The organism is Acinetobacter lwoffii, assembly GCF_022967985.1.
Lineage (GTDB): Bacteria > Pseudomonadota > Gammaproteobacteria > Pseudomonadales > Moraxellaceae > Acinetobacter.
This window is the reverse complement of the sequence record NZ_JALJVC010000024.1, coordinates 40,683-56,691: the sequence shown is the minus strand read 5'-3', so window position 1 is coordinate 56,691 and position 16,009 is coordinate 40,683. Positions and strand designations below refer to the sequence as shown.

The window sequence follows — 16,009 nt, the reverse complement described above, 5'->3', positions numbered from 1 at the left end:
ATCTATATTTTATATCCAGTCCATGGTGATAAAAACCATCATAAACCAGACATTTTTATTGGTGAGAATATAGACACTTTAAATGGGTTCTAACATTTTGAGTTCGTATAACAGCCATTATGTTAAATGGAATCAATATTAGAGGAATTTTCTTTTATACTAAATGAAAATTTATGATATTTAACTCAACTTATGAATCCAACAATATGAACCGTACCGGGTTTGTCGGAGAGTCAATATTCTGAGAGACTATCCCGATGACAAAATTAAAATATACCCCTGAAATCAGAGAAAGAGCGGTTCAATTATTGATTGAATCCGAGAAAGATTATCCATCGAATTGGGCTGCGATCACAGCTATTGCTCCCTGAGCAGTATACTGCGCAAGGGTTGTACTCCTGAAACACTACGTGTTTGGTATCAAAAATATTTAGATAAACAAAATCCAGTTAAAGTACAGCAGCTTTCAGACCAAGAACGTATCAAACAACTCGAACGCGAAAATAAAGAACTGCAACGCGCCAATGAAATTCTACGTAAAGCAGCCGCTTTTTTCGCCCAGGCGGAGCTCGACCGCCCACACAAATAATGGTGGATTTCATCCATAACAATAAAGACTTATATGGTGTTGATGCGATTTGTAGGATTTTACCGATCGCAGCTTCAACCTATTACCGGACTCTAGATCTCTGCGAAAATCCAGAACATCGAGCAAAGCGAGATTTACATGACTTGCATCATGCTGAGGAGATTAAACGAATTTGGAAGGAAAGTTCAGGTCGGTATGGTGTACGTAAAGTCTGGCAAAAACTGAAACGTGAAGGCTATATTATTGCACGCTGTACTGTTGCTCGATTAATGAAAAAGCTAGGTATACAAGGTGTTTGGCGAGGTAAGAACAAACAAACCACCCGTAGCCGAGATGATCAAAAACGAGCGAATGATTTAGTGAAACGTAATTTTAGTGCTGATCATCCAGATCAGCTGTGGGTCAGTGACTTTACGTATATTCAAACCAAGTCAGGTTGGGTCTATACCGCATTTATTATTGATGTGTTTTCACGAGCAATTGTTGGATGGAAAGTATCAACACGTATGAATACAGATATGGTGCTTGATGCATTAGAACAAGCTTTGCATGATCGAGGTATGCCAAAGAATGTAATTCATCATTCCGATAGAGGTGTGCAATATCTTTCCATTCGCTATACCAATCGTCTAGAAGCAGCAAATTTACGAGCGTCAGTCGGTACAACTGGTGATTCATACGATAATGCTTTGGCTGAAACAGTGAATGGCTTATACAAAACAGAGGTGATTGAATATTTAAAAGCAGATTGGCAAGGTTTAGCGGATGTACAACTTGCGACACTCAACTGGGTAGATTGGTTCAATAAAGAGCGTGTACACAGTGCATTGGGTTACAAGTCGCCTTTTGAGTTTGAAGCAATGTACTATGATAAGATTAACCCGTTAGGTCAGGTGGCCTAACTTAAATAAAAAAGTCTCCGACAAACCCGGTACGGTTCAATAGATACAATTTTAAGAAAAATAGATAGCTTAAAGCTTACTCAAGATTTTTTCTTTGTGATGAATAAAACTATTCACTTAAGATATGCCACTGTTTATGAAATACATGAAAAAGGATTCATAAACTTAGGCAATACTGAAGATATATTTCAATAAATACATGATCTTATGGATAGTGATGAATTAGATAATGGAATTTACAGTTATTATTCTATTTATAAAAAAGTAATACATCATACTGATTACAATCCTGAATTATTTTGGGATGATGCGATGGAGTTAATTCTATATCAAACTTATGAGGTAACACCATTTGATACAGAACGACAAGCTCAATTAGAAGAGAGTCTTTCACAAGAAAAAATCAAGAAAACGCTTGTATATGCTTGCCATGTTAATTTAATAGATCAGATAGATTTTTTATTATCAAAAAAAATAAGTAAAGGTGAGTTAAATAGAGGTCTTAAAGGTGTAGGAACTCCTTTAGGATTGAGCATTGAAAAAAATAATACTGATTTAGCTAAGAAGTTATTAGAACTTGGTGCAGACCCAAAGAAAAAATCATTTGCCTATACACCACTTGAATTGACATTTAGATATTCAGATGAAATGGTCTTTTATTTTTTTGAGCATTTTAAAGAATATTTTATTAAGACAGTGACACAAAAGGGCTTAGCTATTGCTGGACTCAATCAGAATACTGAAATTTATAAATTACTGATAGATTTAGGTTGTGATCCTCTCGGTAAAGATCCAGTTTTCCAAATGCCACATGTTTTCGTAGATTATAATAATTTATACGGATTACAGTTCTTAGCTGAATATGGAATAGATATGAAACATAAAAACAAATACAAGGAAACAGCATTTGAAAGAGCACAGAAGCAAGCAAAAACTGAATTAATGAACTACCTAGAAACATTTAATTAGGTTTTCTAAAATACATAATACACCTTATACGAAATGCGTTATAATTCCGCTTATAAATCAATCCTGTAGTTCCTAGTTTATAGCCCATCTTCCCCAAGGTGGGCTTTTTTTATGTTTTTCCATGTTTCACGCTTAGTAAGTGAGCAATGTTTCACGGCTTTAATAAGCCCAAGTGAACAATCAAATCAGCCATACGGCTTAAAGAATCGGCTCCAAAAGCCTCTTTTTTCCGGTTCAGGCTCTACGTGTTCAGGAATAGGAATTCGCTTATTCTCGATTACCCAGTTTAGTGTCGCAAGTTGTACATCTGCTAAACTTTGCCAATCTGCTTTTAAATATTCAATCACCTCTGTTTTGTATAAGCCATTCACTGTTTCAGCTAAAGCAATATCATATGAATCACCAGTCGTACCGACTGATGCTCTTAAATTTGCTGCCTCTAAACGATGACATTATTGTCAAAATGCAGGGTATGGGTGGCTCCCCTTAGGGGCATAATTTGTTGAATCCTAGGTTACTATTAAAAAATCAGAAAAAATAGGAGTTTAGAGCTCCCATTTTTTGTTAGCTTTCTAAGTCCCTATGTTAATTTGAAGAATACTTCATCATAACGTCCGAATACAGCTATATTTTTTTGATTTCTACAATATCACTTGATTCAATGAGCGATTGGATATTATCAAATAAACTTTGAATATAATCAGACGCTATATGGATATCTAAATCCTCCCTGCTACGCCATTCTTCTAAGAAAAAATATCTACTCGAGTCATTTTCGCTAATATAAAGCTCATATTTCAAGCATCCTTCTTCGTTAAGTGTAGGCTCTATTACACTTTTTAAAAGCGCTTCTAACGTCTCTTTTTGATCTGACTTTGCCTTAAAGTTCGCAATTATTGAAATAGTCATTATTTCACCTTTAATTTGTTTAGAAGTTTTCTAGTACAATTTTGCCTTTTGACTTGCCTGATTCAAGCAACTTATGCGCCTTCTCCAAGTTTGCAGCGTTAATTTTGCCTAGATTTTGGTTGAGGGTACTTCTAATTTTTTGCTGGTCAACTAATTGGGCAACCTGTTGCAATAGATTACCTTGCTTTTCAATATCATCGGTTTCATACATTGAACGAGTGAACATTAACTCCCAATGGATAGAAATAGATTTAGTCTTAAACGGCATAATATCAAATGTTTGTGGATCATCGATCAATCCAAGCTTGCCTTGTGGTGCAATCAGAGAAACTATTTGCTGGATATATGTTTCTGTATGATTTGTAGAGAATACGTATTTTGGTTTTGCAATGCCTAGTGTCTCGATTTGTGCATTTAAATCTTTGCTATGATCAATGACATGGTCGGCACCAAGTGATTCCACCCAAGATTTCGTTTCTTCACGTGAAGCTGTTGCTATAACGGTCAGATTTGTTTTTGCTTTTAGGAGTTGGATAGCAATTGATCCTACACCGCCTGCACCACCAATAATCAGAATACTGCCAACATCTGTTTCTGAAATTTGAAACCGATCAAACAGCATTTCCCATGCCGTGATAGCAGTTAATGGCAATGCTGCTGCTTCTGCATTAGATACTGTAATTGGTTTAAGACTGATAATTCGTTCATCGACTGCTTGAAACTCAGCATTACTACCATCTCGGGTTAAATCGCCAGCATACCAAACAGACTCTCCTACTTTAAACGAGGTAACTTTTGGGCCAACTTCGATAATTTCCCCAACGGCATCCCAACCTAAAATACGATTATTTGCTTCAGACGAATTTTTTCTCACTTTGGTATCAACTGGATTCACAGAGATTGCCTGAACTTTTACCAGTACATCACGCTCCTTAAGTGTAGGCTTCGCTTTTTCAATATCTACCAATGAATTTTTAAAATCATCATGATTATTTATAACATACGATACGGCTTTCATAGATTTGTCCACAACTTTAAAAAAAATAGAGTAAAAATGGAAGCGAAGTGCTCCCATTTTATGTTATTCAATAATTAAAACTCTTGGCTCGTTGGGCGCAAAACAATTTCATTAATATCTACATCCGCAGGCTGTTCAATTGCATAAGCAATTGCTCGAGCGACTGAGTCAGCTGGTATGGCTTGTCTGTAGAAATCAGTAACAAACTCTGAACTTTCTTTATGAGAAGAACCAAATTTTAGTTCTGACTCAACTGCACCAGGCTCAATAGTAGTCGTTCTAATTGTTCCCCCAACCTCATGACGAAGGCCTTCAGAGATGGCTCTTACAGCAAACTTAGTACCGCTATAAACAGTACCTCCTGGACTAAATACTTTTATCCCTGCAACAGATGCGAGATTAATAAAGTGTCCAAAGTTTTGTTTTTGGAAAACAGGTAGGGTAGCTGCTATACCATAAAGAACACCTTTAATATTAATGTCGATCATACGATCCCATTCATCAACTTTTAGCTCACTTAATGGTGCAATAGACATTAATCCAGCATTGTTTACCAATACATCGATTTGACCAAATGCGCTTAATGCCTTTTCAATAAGTGCTTGTACTTCATGTGGTTTGGTTATATCCATACCAATAAATTCAGCTTGACCACCTTCAGCACGAATGTCGTGAACAATAGCCTGTAATTTTTCAGTACGTCTAGCACCAAGTACAACCTTTGCACCTTTTTTAGCAAGTAAGCGAGCAGTAGCCTCACCTAAACCACTACTTGCACCAGTGATAACAATAACTTTATTTTCTATATTATTCATACAAGTAACCTTCAACCTATCTGTCAATCATATTTGATGGATTAAGTATTACAGCCTTGTTAGGTATAATAAATGAATAATATTATCTTTCAGAATTCCTATTTACGGAATAATTACCAGAACACAGGATTGGACATGCAGAACAAATTGGAAATGATGCGTATCTTTTGTGTCGCAGCAGAGTCTCGAAATTTTAAAGAGGCAGCAACTCAGCTGGGTATTTCCCCGCAGCTAGTGACACGGGCAATAAAAGAGCTAGAAGAGCAGCGCGGAGAGATTCTGTTCTACAGGAGTACTCGACAAATTAAAATTACCGCTGATGGTGAGCGTCTGGCAAAACAAGCACGTTTTGCGGTGGGATCGATCGATGCTTTGTTTGTAAAAGACACCAAGGAAAAACGAGATGAAATGCGTGGGACTGTCCGTCTTACTGTGTCGTCTGTGTTAGGGCGCAAATTGGTAGTACCCGCACTAGCAGAATTTGCCACACGTTATCCAGATATTGTCGTGGATTGTGTGCTAACAGATTCACACTCGGATGTGATCGATGAGCGGATAGATATCGGGATCAGATTTGGATTTTTGCCGGACAATCGATATGTGGCAAGGGAATTGGCTAAAGTGAACTTTTATTCTGTGGGTACGCCAGAGTTAATTGATAAGGTTGGAATGCCTAAAAAAATTATTGATCTTGATAAATACCCTCTAACAGCACTAGTCGATCATAAAACAGGGCGTTACTGGCCATGGACATTCACCGAAAGTCGAAGCTTTACGCCATCAAATCCCCGTTTTATTACAGATGATCTTGAAGCTGAATTTCAAGCTATTCTCGCTGGAGTCGGATTCGGACACATGCCTGGATTTCTAGTTTTGCCGTGGCTTAGGAGTGGTAAGCTCATTCAGATACTTCATGAGGAAACCTCTCCCGTTTGGCGCCTGTATTTATATCGTCCACAGCGGGGCCCGACACCTTTGCGAATCCGAGCATTGTTTGATTACTTAGCGGAAGTGCTGGGCCGTATAGAAACCTGAATCAGATAAGACCATCACGTATCTAGAGTAACTACAATTTTTCCTATTTGCTGATTTGATTCAAGATAGCGCTGAGCGTCATGCATGTCCTCAAAGTTAAAGCAACGGTCGATCACTGGACGAAGATATCCTGCACCTATACTGCTAAGAATAAATCGTCTGGCTTGCTCCCTTAGAACAGGGTCATGGAGAACCTCAAGGAACAAAAAACCTCGCATGGTTAAGCTCTTGCGTAATGCAACTTTAAGCGGAAATGGTGTGATCTCCGGGCTAAGTGCACCATGCATAACCATAGTTCCTCCCACAGACATCGCTTTTGCAATCTGTTCAATATGTGGCCCTCCTACAGCATCGAAGGCGACATCAAGATGTTCTCCACCTAAACGTAAAACAAGCGCCTCATACAAATCTGGTTCATCTTCACTGGCTATAACATTTTTAACACCGAGATCCAGTAAACGTTGCTTTTTCTCTATTGTCTGTGTACTTGCAATGACCTTAGCACCCGCTGCTTCAGCGATCTGTATCGCAGCTAGTCCTACGCTACTTGAAGCTGCTGTGATCAAGATCGTTTTTCCTTTCGAAACTCCACCAGCATGGATTACACCACCCCAAGCCGTCAAATACTGCATCCAGATTGAAGAAGCCTCTTCCCAGCTTAAACTATCAGGTTTGTGAACTAAAAAAGTTTCTGGAATCAGAAGCTTGTCCGCATATGTCCCATATTTGGCTAGATTGTCAGTCGGAAGAATCGATACTGCATCTCCTGGAGAAAATTGGCGTACACCTTCACCTATCGCAAGAACTATGCCTGCTCCCTCATATCCCAGACGAGAAGGGAATACTGCCTTTTGAATATAAGTACCACGCCGAAACATTACATCAGCCCGGTTGAGTCCGATCGTTTTCATCTGGATTAGAACTTCTCCTGCTGCTGGTAAAGCAACAGGAAGTGTTTCTAATGTCAGAACGTCTGTATCTCCAATACTATTGAAGCGCCAAGTCTTGGCCTGAAGTGCGTTAAATGACATCAATCACGACCTTAATATTGGCAGAGCGATCTTGAACAGCATCATGAGCCCCAATCGCTTGGTCTAGAGTAAAATGACGAGGATCAACAATAGGACGCAGTTTACCTTCCTCAACAAGACGAGTCGCGATCTTAAGGATATCACCATGATGAGCACGGCGATTGCCTGTTAACATCGGCATTAGGACGAATACGCCAGACACTGTGGCACACCGTAGAGATGAACTCGCTAAATTATGATTACCAAATGCAGCACAGCTGGTAATGTGGCCATAGTGAGTTGTCATGGAAAGTGAAGCTTCGAGTACTGGACCACCCACAGTGTCGTAAACAATGTTAAAACCTTGACCCTCAGGGCTTGCAGCAATAATGTCATCGGAAGATGCTGTTGTGTAATCGAGAGGTGTTGCACCGAGTTCTGAAATCAGTGATTGATCAGCTGTACGACCAGTCGCCCAAACATTTGCATCAAGTGCTTTTGCAAGCTGAACAACCATATAACCAACGCCACCAGCACCACCCTGAACCAGTACAGTTTGCCCTGGTTGGACCTTCGCGTTATCCACTAAACCTTCCCAAGCGGTGAGGAACGTCAATGGTAGTACTGCTGCCTCGCGCATAGAGATATTCCGTGGCTTTAATGCGATCAGATCAGCATCTGCTACAACATATTCTGCTAAAGATCCTTGAAGACCACGAACGCCACCAATCAGACCGTAAACTTCATCTCCAACGTTGAAGTGGGTGACACCTTCACCAACAGCAGTTACAACCCCAGCCATATCCGTTCCCAACACGGCAGGAAGCTCTGGCATAGCATATGGTGCTTCACCAAGACGAATTTTATAATCAATAGGGTTTACACCACTAGCATGAACACGTACTAGAACTTGCCCAGCCTCTGGTTGAGGTATAGGGAGTTCTGTACGTGTAAATTTATGATCACCAAAATTTTCTAGGATAAGAGCATTCATCATCTTATTCATAGTTGTTCCTTATTCTTAACTGGGGGATGATATGCACAGTACCAAAGTAAATTAATCCAATAAATGATATTTATAGGATTTAATAATTCCTAAATAGTGAATAATAAATATCATACGCTCATTAAAAATATTCTAGTACAGTCTGTAAAGGCGGTTTAACCTAAACTGTTGGTAGTATTTTCAAGGCTTGAAACGTTCAAAATATCTACAAAGTGGCTAAAAGTTGGAAACATAATTCTAAAAGGTCCCAGCATTACAAAGAACATGAGCCAAAATAAAAATGGGAGCTAAAAGTCCCATTTTTTTTGTGACTTTCGCATAAGCTCTATGATGTTAATTTAAAAAAAACTAAAAAACAGGGATAGAAAATTTTCGCTAAAGAGCTTTTTGATTTTCGATTTATAAAAAATATTGCTTTTTTTATACTATGGGGTACTATAGTATAAAAGCTAGCAAATAAGGAGGTCTGATGCCTAATCAGGTTGAAGACAAAAAAAAGATTCTTCTACGCGTCAGAAGGATCAAAGGTCAGACGCAAGCGATTGAAAAAGCGTTAGAAGACAATGTGGAATGTGGTGCAATTCTGCAACAAATATGCTCTGTGCGTGGTGCTATTAATGGTTTAATGAATGAAATGCTGGAGGTTCATTTAAAGGACACTTTAGTATCAGGTGAAACCACAGAACAACAACGAAAAGAAGAATTGGCTGAAATCGCCAAGATTCTAAAATCATATTTAAAATAGATCTGTATAAGGAATTATTCCATGAAGTCACGTGCTGCTGTTGCGTTTGGTCCTGGTCAACCTCTTCAAATTGTTGAAGTTGATGTTGCACCACCGAAGAAAGGTGAAGTATTAATTAAGATCTCCCATACCGGTGTGTGTCATACAGACGCATTTACTTTATCTGGCGATGATCCTGAAGGTGTTTTTCCCGCTATTCTCGGGCATGAAGGTGCTGGTGTTGTAGTTGAGGTTGGTGAAGGCGTGACTAGCGTCAAACCAGGTGATCATGTTATTCCACTTTACACTGCTGAATGTGGCGAGTGCGTATTCTGTAAATCTGGAAAATCGAACTTGTGTATTTCCGTTCGCGAAACTCAAGGTAGAGGCGTAATGCCAGATGGTACCACTCGTTTTTCCTACAATGGTCAACCGATTTACCACTATATGGGCTGCTCAACGTTCAGTGAATACACTGTAGTGGCAGAAGTATCATTGGCTAAAATCAATCCTGAAGCCAATCACGAACATGTCTGCTTACTGGGTTGTGGGGTAACAACGGGTATCGGTGCAGTACATAACACGGCTAAAGTACAAGAAGGTGATAGTGTTGCGGTCTTTGGTTTAGGTGGTATTGGTTTGGCAGTCGTACAAGCCGCACGTCAAGCTAAAGCAGGGCGTATTATTGTGGTTGACATGAATCCAGATAAATTTGCGCTGGCAAAAGAGTTTGGTGCAACGGACTTCTTGAACCCTAAAGATTACGATAAACCAATCCAGCAAGTAATTGTCGAAATGACTGGCTGGGGTGTAGATCATTCATTTGAGTGTATTGGTAACGTGAATGTGATGCGTGCAGCCCTTGAAAGTGCACACCGTGGCTGGGGACAATCCGTAATTATTGGTGTAGCTGGCGCAGGTCAAGAAATCTCTACCCGTCCATTCCAACTGGTTACTGGTCGTAGATGGTTAGGTTCTGCCTTTGGTGGGGTAAAAGGTCGTACGCAACTTCCAGGAATGGTTGAAGATGCCATGAAAGGTAAAATTCAATTAGAACCATTTGTGACACACACCATGGGCTTGGATCAGATCAATGAAGCCTTTGATCTAATGCATGAAGGTAAGTCAATTCGTACTGTAATTCATTACGAATAATTCCGTCAGACCTTATACTTTTCCATGCATGTGAATCATGATTGACATGCATGGAATCCTCTAAAACGGCACATCATCTGTAAAACAGATCTATCTATGTATCCATCATGTATAGGTTCAACAAACCTGCCTACATTTTAAATCTTTATCACTATTCTCTGTGGAGAATGTCAGACTCTTTGTTTACTCGTTTTCTCATGAAGTCTTGCTCAACATAGGTAATTGATTATGGAAATAATTGAGAAACATGCTTCTTTTGGTGGATCGCAAGAAGTGTATCGCCATCAGTCAATAGCACTAAACTGTTCAATGAAATTCTCAATATATCTGCCACCTCATGACAAAGATGAGAAGTTGCCAGTTTTATATTGGTTATCAGGACTGACTTGCAACGAACAGAACTTTATTACTAAAGCCGGAGCACAAAAGTATGCGGCTGAACATAAAGTCATTATTGTTGCACCAGATACCAGCCCACGTGGAGAAGATGTACCAGATCATGCAGATTATGATTTAGGCCAAGGTGCAGGATTCTATGTGAATGCAACACAAGCACCCTGGTCACAGCATTTCAAAATGTATGATTATATTGTGGAAGAGCTCAGAAATCTGATAGACCTAAATTTTCCGACCAATCAAGTCCAAAGCATTATGGGGCACAGCATGGGTGGTCATGGTGCATTAGTAATTGGGTTAAAAAATCCTGAGCTGTATAAAAGTATTTCTGCTTTTGCACCAATTGTTGCACCTAGCCAAGTACCTTGGGGGAAAAAGGCTTTTACACACTATCTAGGTGAAACCGAAACTTTATGGAAAAGCTATGATGCGATTGAATTAATCAAAAACGCTGAAGTTCATTTACCTATTTTAGTCGATCAGGGAACAGCTGATGATTTTCTTGAAGAACAGTTAAGGCCTAAGCTTCTTAGTGATATTTGTTTGGAACAAGAATATCCTCTTACACTTAACCTAAGAGAAGGGTATGACCATAGCTATTACTTCATTGCGAGCTTTATAGAGAAACATATAGAGTTCCACAGCAAATTCCTAGCTAAATAACTTTCATAGATATGAGGATGTACAATGTTGTTCTTGAGTGCTTCTTGAGCAATATAATTTCCAGATGAAGAGGTCAGGTTATAAATCTAAGGTAGAGTCAATTGATCCTTATATAACTAAGATTGAATTTAATCATCTCATATCTTAATTTTTTGATTCAAATGTTATTGATATTAACTTGAATAAATTCATAGCATTATGTCGAAATAAAAACCTAAATTTTGGCTCAGCTATGGGATGTTTTTTAACTTTTATACAACAAAACTTTCTGACATGCATACATTAGCAATGACAGAATCAGTTTGAATTTTAATCAATTGTGGAGTTTTAGTCATGCTTAAAACAGCTTTATATGTCCGTCTTGAAGCTAAACCGGGTAAAGAAGACGAAGTGGAAGCTTTCCTTAAAGCCGGTTTACCTATTGTAATGGAAGAACCTGCGACAGTTGCGTGGTTTGGCTTACGTCTTGGACCTACAACATTTGGTATTTTTGATGCATTTCCTGATGAGGCGGGTCGCCAAGCGCATTTATCTGGCAAGGTTGCAGCTGCGTTGATGGCTCAGGCCGAAGAGCTATTTTCAGAGCCACCGTCTATTGAAAAAGTAGATGTTTTGGCGAGTAAACTACCGGCTTAAACCGACGCTTAAATGTATGAGGGTGCTGCCTGAAATTTTGAATGAAAGGCAGCACTTTAACGCTTTGAGGTTTGTCAGAGGCTTTTTATTCAAGTTGGGCTACTTTATTTATTGGCTTAATCCCATCATTTAAATGGGTCAATATCCAAAACAGGGCAGGGTAAATATACGAATGCAACTATTTACATGCTTTATATTGAACCAATCTATCTAATTTACTGTCGCATTTGTACATCTGCTAAACCCTGCCAATCTGCTTTTAAAATATTCAATCATTGCTATTTTGTATGAGCCATTCACTGTTTTAGCCAATGCGTTCACGACCATGTCAATAGTCATACATGTTTATACTTTCCATCCAACAATCGCTCGTGAAAATACATCAATAATAAGAGTGGTATAGAACAAGCCTGAATGTGTTTAACCATCACTCAAGTCGCAAGATGAAATAATTTTTTATAAAAATAGACGACTGGTCTATTTTTATGTATAGTTAGCACATGGTGCAGTCAAAAGCCGCAGTGTTGTCCAATTTTTTAAAGTTTATTTGATGAATAACGGTGGTTTTTCAAATCAATTAGCTGATCATCCTAGGATAAAAATATGCTGAATTTTAACTTTTATAATCCGACCCGCATTATTTTTGGTGGCGATACAATAGCTAAAATCAATGACTATGTGCCTACAGAAGCAAAAGTATTAATGTTGTTTGGCGGTGAAAGTGCACGTAAGAATGGTACTTTAGCTGAGGTGCGTGAAGCATTAGGTGCAAGAGAAATTCATGAATTTGGCGGAATTGAGCCGAATCCGAGTTATGAAACCCTCATGAAAGCTGTAGAGCTGATTCGTGAACAAAAGATTGATTTCTTGATGGCTGTCGGTGGTGGATCGGTAATTGATGGTACTAAATTTATTGCAGCAGCAGTCAATTATACAGGGGATACATGGGAGATTTTAGAAACCCATGGTACTAAAATTACTCAAGCTTTGCCTTTTGCGAGTGTACTCACCCTTCCGGCAACTGGTTCAGAAATGAATAGCGGTGGGGTAGTAACCAGAAAATCGACCCAAGCCAAATTGTCATTTAGCAGCCCCTATGTTTTTCCGCAATTTTCCGTACTGGATCCGAATAAAACTTTTAGCTTGCCGACGCGCCAGTTAGCAAATGGCGTGGTTGATGCATTTATTCATGTCATGGAACAGTACTTAACTTACCCTGTGAATGCACAAGTACAAGATCGTTTTGCCGAAGGTCTATTGCAAACTTTGATTGAGATTGGACCGAAAATCTTGGAAGATTCAGCAGATTATGACCCGCGTGCGAATTTGATGTGGGCTGCTAGCATGGCACTGAATGGGCTGATTGGAGCTGGTGTACCACAAGATTGGTCAACCCATTTGATTGGGCATGAGCTCACGGCTTTACATGGTATTGATCATGCTCGTACCTTGGCCATTGTGTTGCCGGCCAATCTACAAGTGCGTCGTCAAGAGAAGCGAGAAAAATTACTACAGTATGCAGCTCGAGTCTGGCAGATTGTCGAAGGTGATGAAGAACAACGTATTGATACTGCTATTGCTCGTACTCGAGCCTTCTTTGAGCAACTTGGATTGCCGACTCGTCTTAGCGATTATGGACTGGGGGAGACAGATATTGAGATCATCATTACGCAACTTAAATCACATAATCTTACACAGCTAGGCGAACATAAAAATGTTTCATTAGAGATCAGTCGCCAAATTCTCGAGATGAGCATCTAAGCTAAATGCGCGTATATGGCATGCTCTGACCCTGTAACAATGCTCCTCAATCATGAAAATTATCGGAGAAATAACATGAAAATTTTAATCGTTTTAACCTCACATGATCAACTTGGCAATACTGGTAAGAAAACAGGTTTCTGGCTAGAGGAACTTGCTGCACCGTATTACACCTTTATTGACTCTGGTGCTGAAGTTACGCTGGCGTCGCCTCAAGGTGGGCAGCCACCACTAGATCCGAAAAGTAATTTAGCCGATGCTCAAACTGAAACCACTCATCGTTTTGAAGCAGATCCAACTGCAATGCAAGCATTAACACAGACGCATAAACTTAGCGAAATTTCTGTAGCTGATTATGATGCAGTGTTTTATCCAGGCGGGCATGGCCCATTGTGGGATTTAGCAGAAGATCCGATTTCAATTTCTCTGATTGAACAGGCGATTCAGTCTGGCAAACCTGTTGCAGCAGTGTGTCATGCCCCAGGTGTTCTTCGTCATGTGAAAGCAAGTAATGGAGCACCTTTAGTTAGCGGTAAATTAGTGACTGGTTTTACCAATACTGAGGAGGCTGCTGTAGGTTTGACTGAAATTGTACCATTTTTAGTCGAAGACATGCTTAAAGAAAACGGTGGTCATTATTCTAAAGTGGATGATTGGCAAGTACATGTTCAAGTAGATGGCTTGCTGGTTACTGGACAAAATCCAGCATCTTCTGCTGCAACTGCCTCAGCATTACTTCAATTGTTGAAATAAAGAGTAGCCAGTGTCTGTTGTGGTGCTTAGCAGTGAATAAAACTTCTGACGCTGAGCAACTGACGCAATAAGCAAAATAACCCTCCCTTAATGGTGAAGGGCCTGAGTGAATAGCTTTCCTTCCTTTAATTTTCTATATACAGGAAGGAAGGGTATTTTTTTAATTTAGATCAATTTAGTCATGATGACTTGGATACAATGAAATGAAAGCCAGCAAACTTTTTCAAAACTTAAACTTAGGCCCTTATGTTTTGCAAAACCGTATTGTATTGCCACCATTAACGCGGTCGCGCAGTACTCAGCCAGGGAATATTCCAAATGAATTAATGGCAACCTATTATCAACAGCGTGCTGGGGCAGGATTTATGGTCACCGAAGGTACGCAAATCGAGCCACGTGGTCAAGGCTATGCTTGGACTCCCGGTATTTACAGCCCTGAACAGATTGCTGGATGGCGTAAAGTGACGGAAGCAGTGCATGCTAAAGGAGGCATTATTTTTGCACAACTTTGGCATGTTGGGCGTGTTTCACATACATCTTTGCAACCCAATCATGCATCACCAGTCGCACCTTCGGCTATTGGGGCTGATAGTAATGTTAAAGTCTTTATTGAGACCGGGCCCAATGCGGGGGCCTTGGCTGATCCTTCTATGCCACGTGCTTTAAGCAATGCAGAAGTTAAAGAATTAGTGCAACTCTATGCTCAAGCAGCGCGTAATGCCTTGGCTGCTGGTTTTGATGGAGTTGAAATTCATTGTGCAAATGGTTATTTGGTGAATCAATTTATCTCTGCACATAGTAACCACCGTGAAGATGAATATGGTGGATCACTAAACAATCGTTTGCGTTTTTTACGTGAAGTAGTAGAGGCAGTTGCTGAGGTAGTTGGTGCAGATCGTTTAGGAGTGCGTTTTGCCCCCTTATTTGAAAGTACAGAGGAAGATCGTGTCTACATGGGTTTAGTTGAAGATGATCCACATGTGACTTATATTGAGGCCATAAAGATACTTGAAGAAGTTGGGATTGCCTATTTATCGATTGCAGAAGCTGATTGGGATAATGCACCAGAACTTCCTCATGATTTTCGTAGAGATGTCAGAGACACTTTCAGTGGTCGGATTATATATGCAGGTCGATATACGGCAGAAAGAGGAACTCGAATTTTAGAGGCAGGACTGGCCGATTTAATTGCATTTGGACGCCCATTTATTGCGAATCCAGATTTACCCGATCGCATCGCCAATGTCTGGCCATTGAATGCAGTAGATGCAAGCAGTATGTATGGTGGGACGGAAAAAGGCTATATTGATTATCCAGTTTACGCAGATTAATATCGACTAAGTAAGTTATTTTGCCAACCTTTGTGGTTGGCAAAATAAGGACTTAGGATTGCTATTGCCAGCATAAATTCTTCTTAAAACAAATTCTTAAAATTTTTTAGCTGTGTAATGAGCCAACCTGCCAGTGGGAAAGAAATCAGTTGCGTTACTGGCACTAATACTATGACTTCAATCAACACCATCATCGGGAAACTTTGATGCTGTGTAATTGGCTTTAATAAAGTGAGAACCAGTAATAGTGTGGGATATAAGCCTAAATAACCAACTAAAATACGAGTCATGAGGGCTTTAGAAGGAGAATTCATTGTGCGCTATACTCATGGATTGT

The 16,009-nt window shown here is 39.6% G+C and carries 15 protein-coding genes, 4 pseudogenes and 1 other annotated feature; of the genes and pseudogenes, 10 read left to right on the top strand and 9 right to left on the bottom strand.

What is annotated here, in order from left to right:
* The first annotated feature begins 257 nt into the window (after window positions 1–257).
* Window positions 258–1,491, top strand: a pseudogene (locus MWG72_RS13215) (IS3 family transposase).
* Window positions 547–663: a sequence feature (AL1L pseudoknot), on the top strand. It overlaps the preceding pseudogene by 117 nt.
* Before the next feature lie 207 nt (window positions 1,492–1,698).
* On the top strand, window positions 1,699–2,460 hold the full coding sequence (locus MWG72_RS13210) for an ankyrin repeat domain-containing protein (protein WP_247144246.1): 762 nt from the start codon (window positions 1,699–1,701) through the stop codon (window positions 2,458–2,460).
* Between the two features lie 185 nt (window positions 2,461–2,645).
* Here MWG72_RS13210 and MWG72_RS13205 read toward each other — a convergent pair.
* The 5 genes and pseudogenes from MWG72_RS13205 to MWG72_RS13185 all read right to left on the bottom strand — a co-directional run.
* Window positions 2,646–2,741, bottom strand: a pseudogene (locus MWG72_RS13205) (plasmid replication DNA-binding protein); the annotation flags it as partial.
* Window positions 2,739–2,909, bottom strand: a pseudogene (locus tag MWG72_RS13200) (IS3 family transposase); the annotation flags it as partial. The pseudogenes MWG72_RS13205 and MWG72_RS13200, both read right to left, overlap by 3 nt.
* 175 nt (window positions 2,910–3,084) lie before the next feature.
* Window positions 3,085–3,369 carry a putative quinol monooxygenase gene (locus MWG72_RS13195; RefSeq protein WP_171265313.1) on the bottom strand — a complete coding sequence of 95 codons (285 nt, stop codon included), beginning with the start codon at window positions 3,367–3,369 and terminating at the stop codon, window positions 3,085–3,087.
* A 19-nt stretch (window positions 3,370–3,388) separates the two neighbouring features.
* Window positions 3,389–4,387, bottom strand: a complete 999-nt coding sequence (locus MWG72_RS13190; protein ID WP_171265324.1) for a zinc-binding alcohol dehydrogenase family protein — start codon at window positions 4,385–4,387, stop codon at window positions 3,389–3,391.
* 74 nt (window positions 4,388–4,461) lie between these two features.
* Window positions 4,462–5,202, bottom strand: coding sequence for an SDR family oxidoreductase (locus MWG72_RS13185; protein WP_002050925.1), 741 nt, complete (start codon window positions 5,200–5,202; stop codon window positions 4,462–4,464).
* Between the two features lie 135 nt (window positions 5,203–5,337).
* Here MWG72_RS13185 and MWG72_RS13180 point away from each other — a divergent pair, with 135 nt between their 5' ends.
* Complete coding sequence (locus MWG72_RS13180) at window positions 5,338–6,237, top strand: LysR family transcriptional regulator (protein WP_025467887.1); 900 nt, start codon at window positions 5,338–5,340, stop codon at window positions 6,235–6,237.
* A gap of 14 nt (window positions 6,238–6,251) precedes the next feature.
* Here the strand turns inward: MWG72_RS13180 and MWG72_RS13175 are convergent, their stop codons facing one another.
* On the bottom strand, window positions 6,252–7,268 hold the full coding sequence (locus MWG72_RS13175) for a zinc-dependent alcohol dehydrogenase family protein (RefSeq protein WP_174761223.1): 1,017 nt from the start codon (window positions 7,266–7,268) through the stop codon (window positions 6,252–6,254).
* Window positions 7,258–8,253 carry a zinc-dependent alcohol dehydrogenase family protein gene (locus MWG72_RS13170; protein ID WP_247144245.1) on the bottom strand — a complete coding sequence of 332 codons (996 nt, stop codon included), beginning with the start codon at window positions 8,251–8,253 and terminating at the stop codon, window positions 7,258–7,260. The genes MWG72_RS13175 and MWG72_RS13170 overlap by 11 nt, the downstream gene beginning before the upstream one ends.
* 469 nt (window positions 8,254–8,722) lie before the next feature.
* Between MWG72_RS13170 and MWG72_RS13165 the strand changes: the two genes are divergently transcribed.
* The 4 genes from MWG72_RS13165 (at window position 8,723) to MWG72_RS13150 (ending at window position 11,827) form a co-directional block, all read left to right on the top strand.
* Complete coding sequence (locus MWG72_RS13165) at window positions 8,723–8,998, top strand: metal/formaldehyde-sensitive transcriptional repressor (protein WP_001133625.1); 276 nt, start codon at window positions 8,723–8,725, stop codon at window positions 8,996–8,998.
* A gap of 21 nt (window positions 8,999–9,019) precedes the next feature.
* Window positions 9,020–10,132, top strand: a complete 1,113-nt coding sequence (locus tag MWG72_RS13160; RefSeq protein WP_005105874.1) for an S-(hydroxymethyl)glutathione dehydrogenase/class III alcohol dehydrogenase — start codon at window positions 9,020–9,022, stop codon at window positions 10,130–10,132.
* Window positions 10,133–10,360: 228 nt separating this feature from the next.
* Window positions 10,361–11,191, top strand: a complete 831-nt coding sequence (fghA, locus tag MWG72_RS13155) for an S-formylglutathione hydrolase (protein WP_087540812.1) — start codon at window positions 10,361–10,363, stop codon at window positions 11,189–11,191.
* Window positions 11,192–11,524: 333 nt separating this feature from the next.
* Entirely contained in the window at window positions 11,525–11,827 is a 303-nt protein-coding gene (locus MWG72_RS13150) for a putative quinol monooxygenase (RefSeq protein ID WP_000920558.1), read from the top strand.
* A gap of 85 nt (window positions 11,828–11,912) precedes the next feature.
* On the opposite strand, the pseudogene MWG72_RS13145 reads toward MWG72_RS13150, so the two are convergent.
* Window positions 11,913–12,247 (bottom strand): annotated as a pseudogene (locus MWG72_RS13145) (IS3 family transposase); the annotation flags it as partial.
* Window positions 12,248–12,430: 183 nt separating this feature from the next.
* Here MWG72_RS13145 and MWG72_RS13140 point away from each other — a divergent pair.
* From MWG72_RS13140 to MWG72_RS13130, 3 genes are all read left to right on the top strand, one after another.
* Window positions 12,431–13,588 (top strand): iron-containing alcohol dehydrogenase, encoded by a 1,158-nt coding sequence (locus MWG72_RS13140; RefSeq protein WP_247144244.1) that lies wholly within the window; start codon window positions 12,431–12,433, stop codon window positions 13,586–13,588.
* 75 nt (window positions 13,589–13,663) lie between these two features.
* Window positions 13,664–14,341: a type 1 glutamine amidotransferase domain-containing protein gene (locus MWG72_RS13135; RefSeq protein WP_247144243.1), complete on the top strand. Its 678-nt coding sequence runs from the start codon at window positions 13,664–13,666 to the stop codon at window positions 14,339–14,341.
* 203 nt (window positions 14,342–14,544) lie between these two features.
* Window positions 14,545–15,672: an alkene reductase gene (locus tag MWG72_RS13130; RefSeq protein WP_247144242.1), complete on the top strand. Its 1,128-nt coding sequence runs from the start codon at window positions 14,545–14,547 to the stop codon at window positions 15,670–15,672.
* A gap of 83 nt (window positions 15,673–15,755) precedes the next feature.
* Here MWG72_RS13130 and MWG72_RS13125 read toward each other — a convergent pair whose 3' ends face one another.
* Window positions 15,756–15,986: a hypothetical protein gene (locus MWG72_RS13125; protein ID WP_001087973.1), complete on the bottom strand. Its 231-nt coding sequence runs from the start codon at window positions 15,984–15,986 to the stop codon at window positions 15,756–15,758.
* Window positions 15,987–16,009 lie beyond the last annotated feature (23 nt).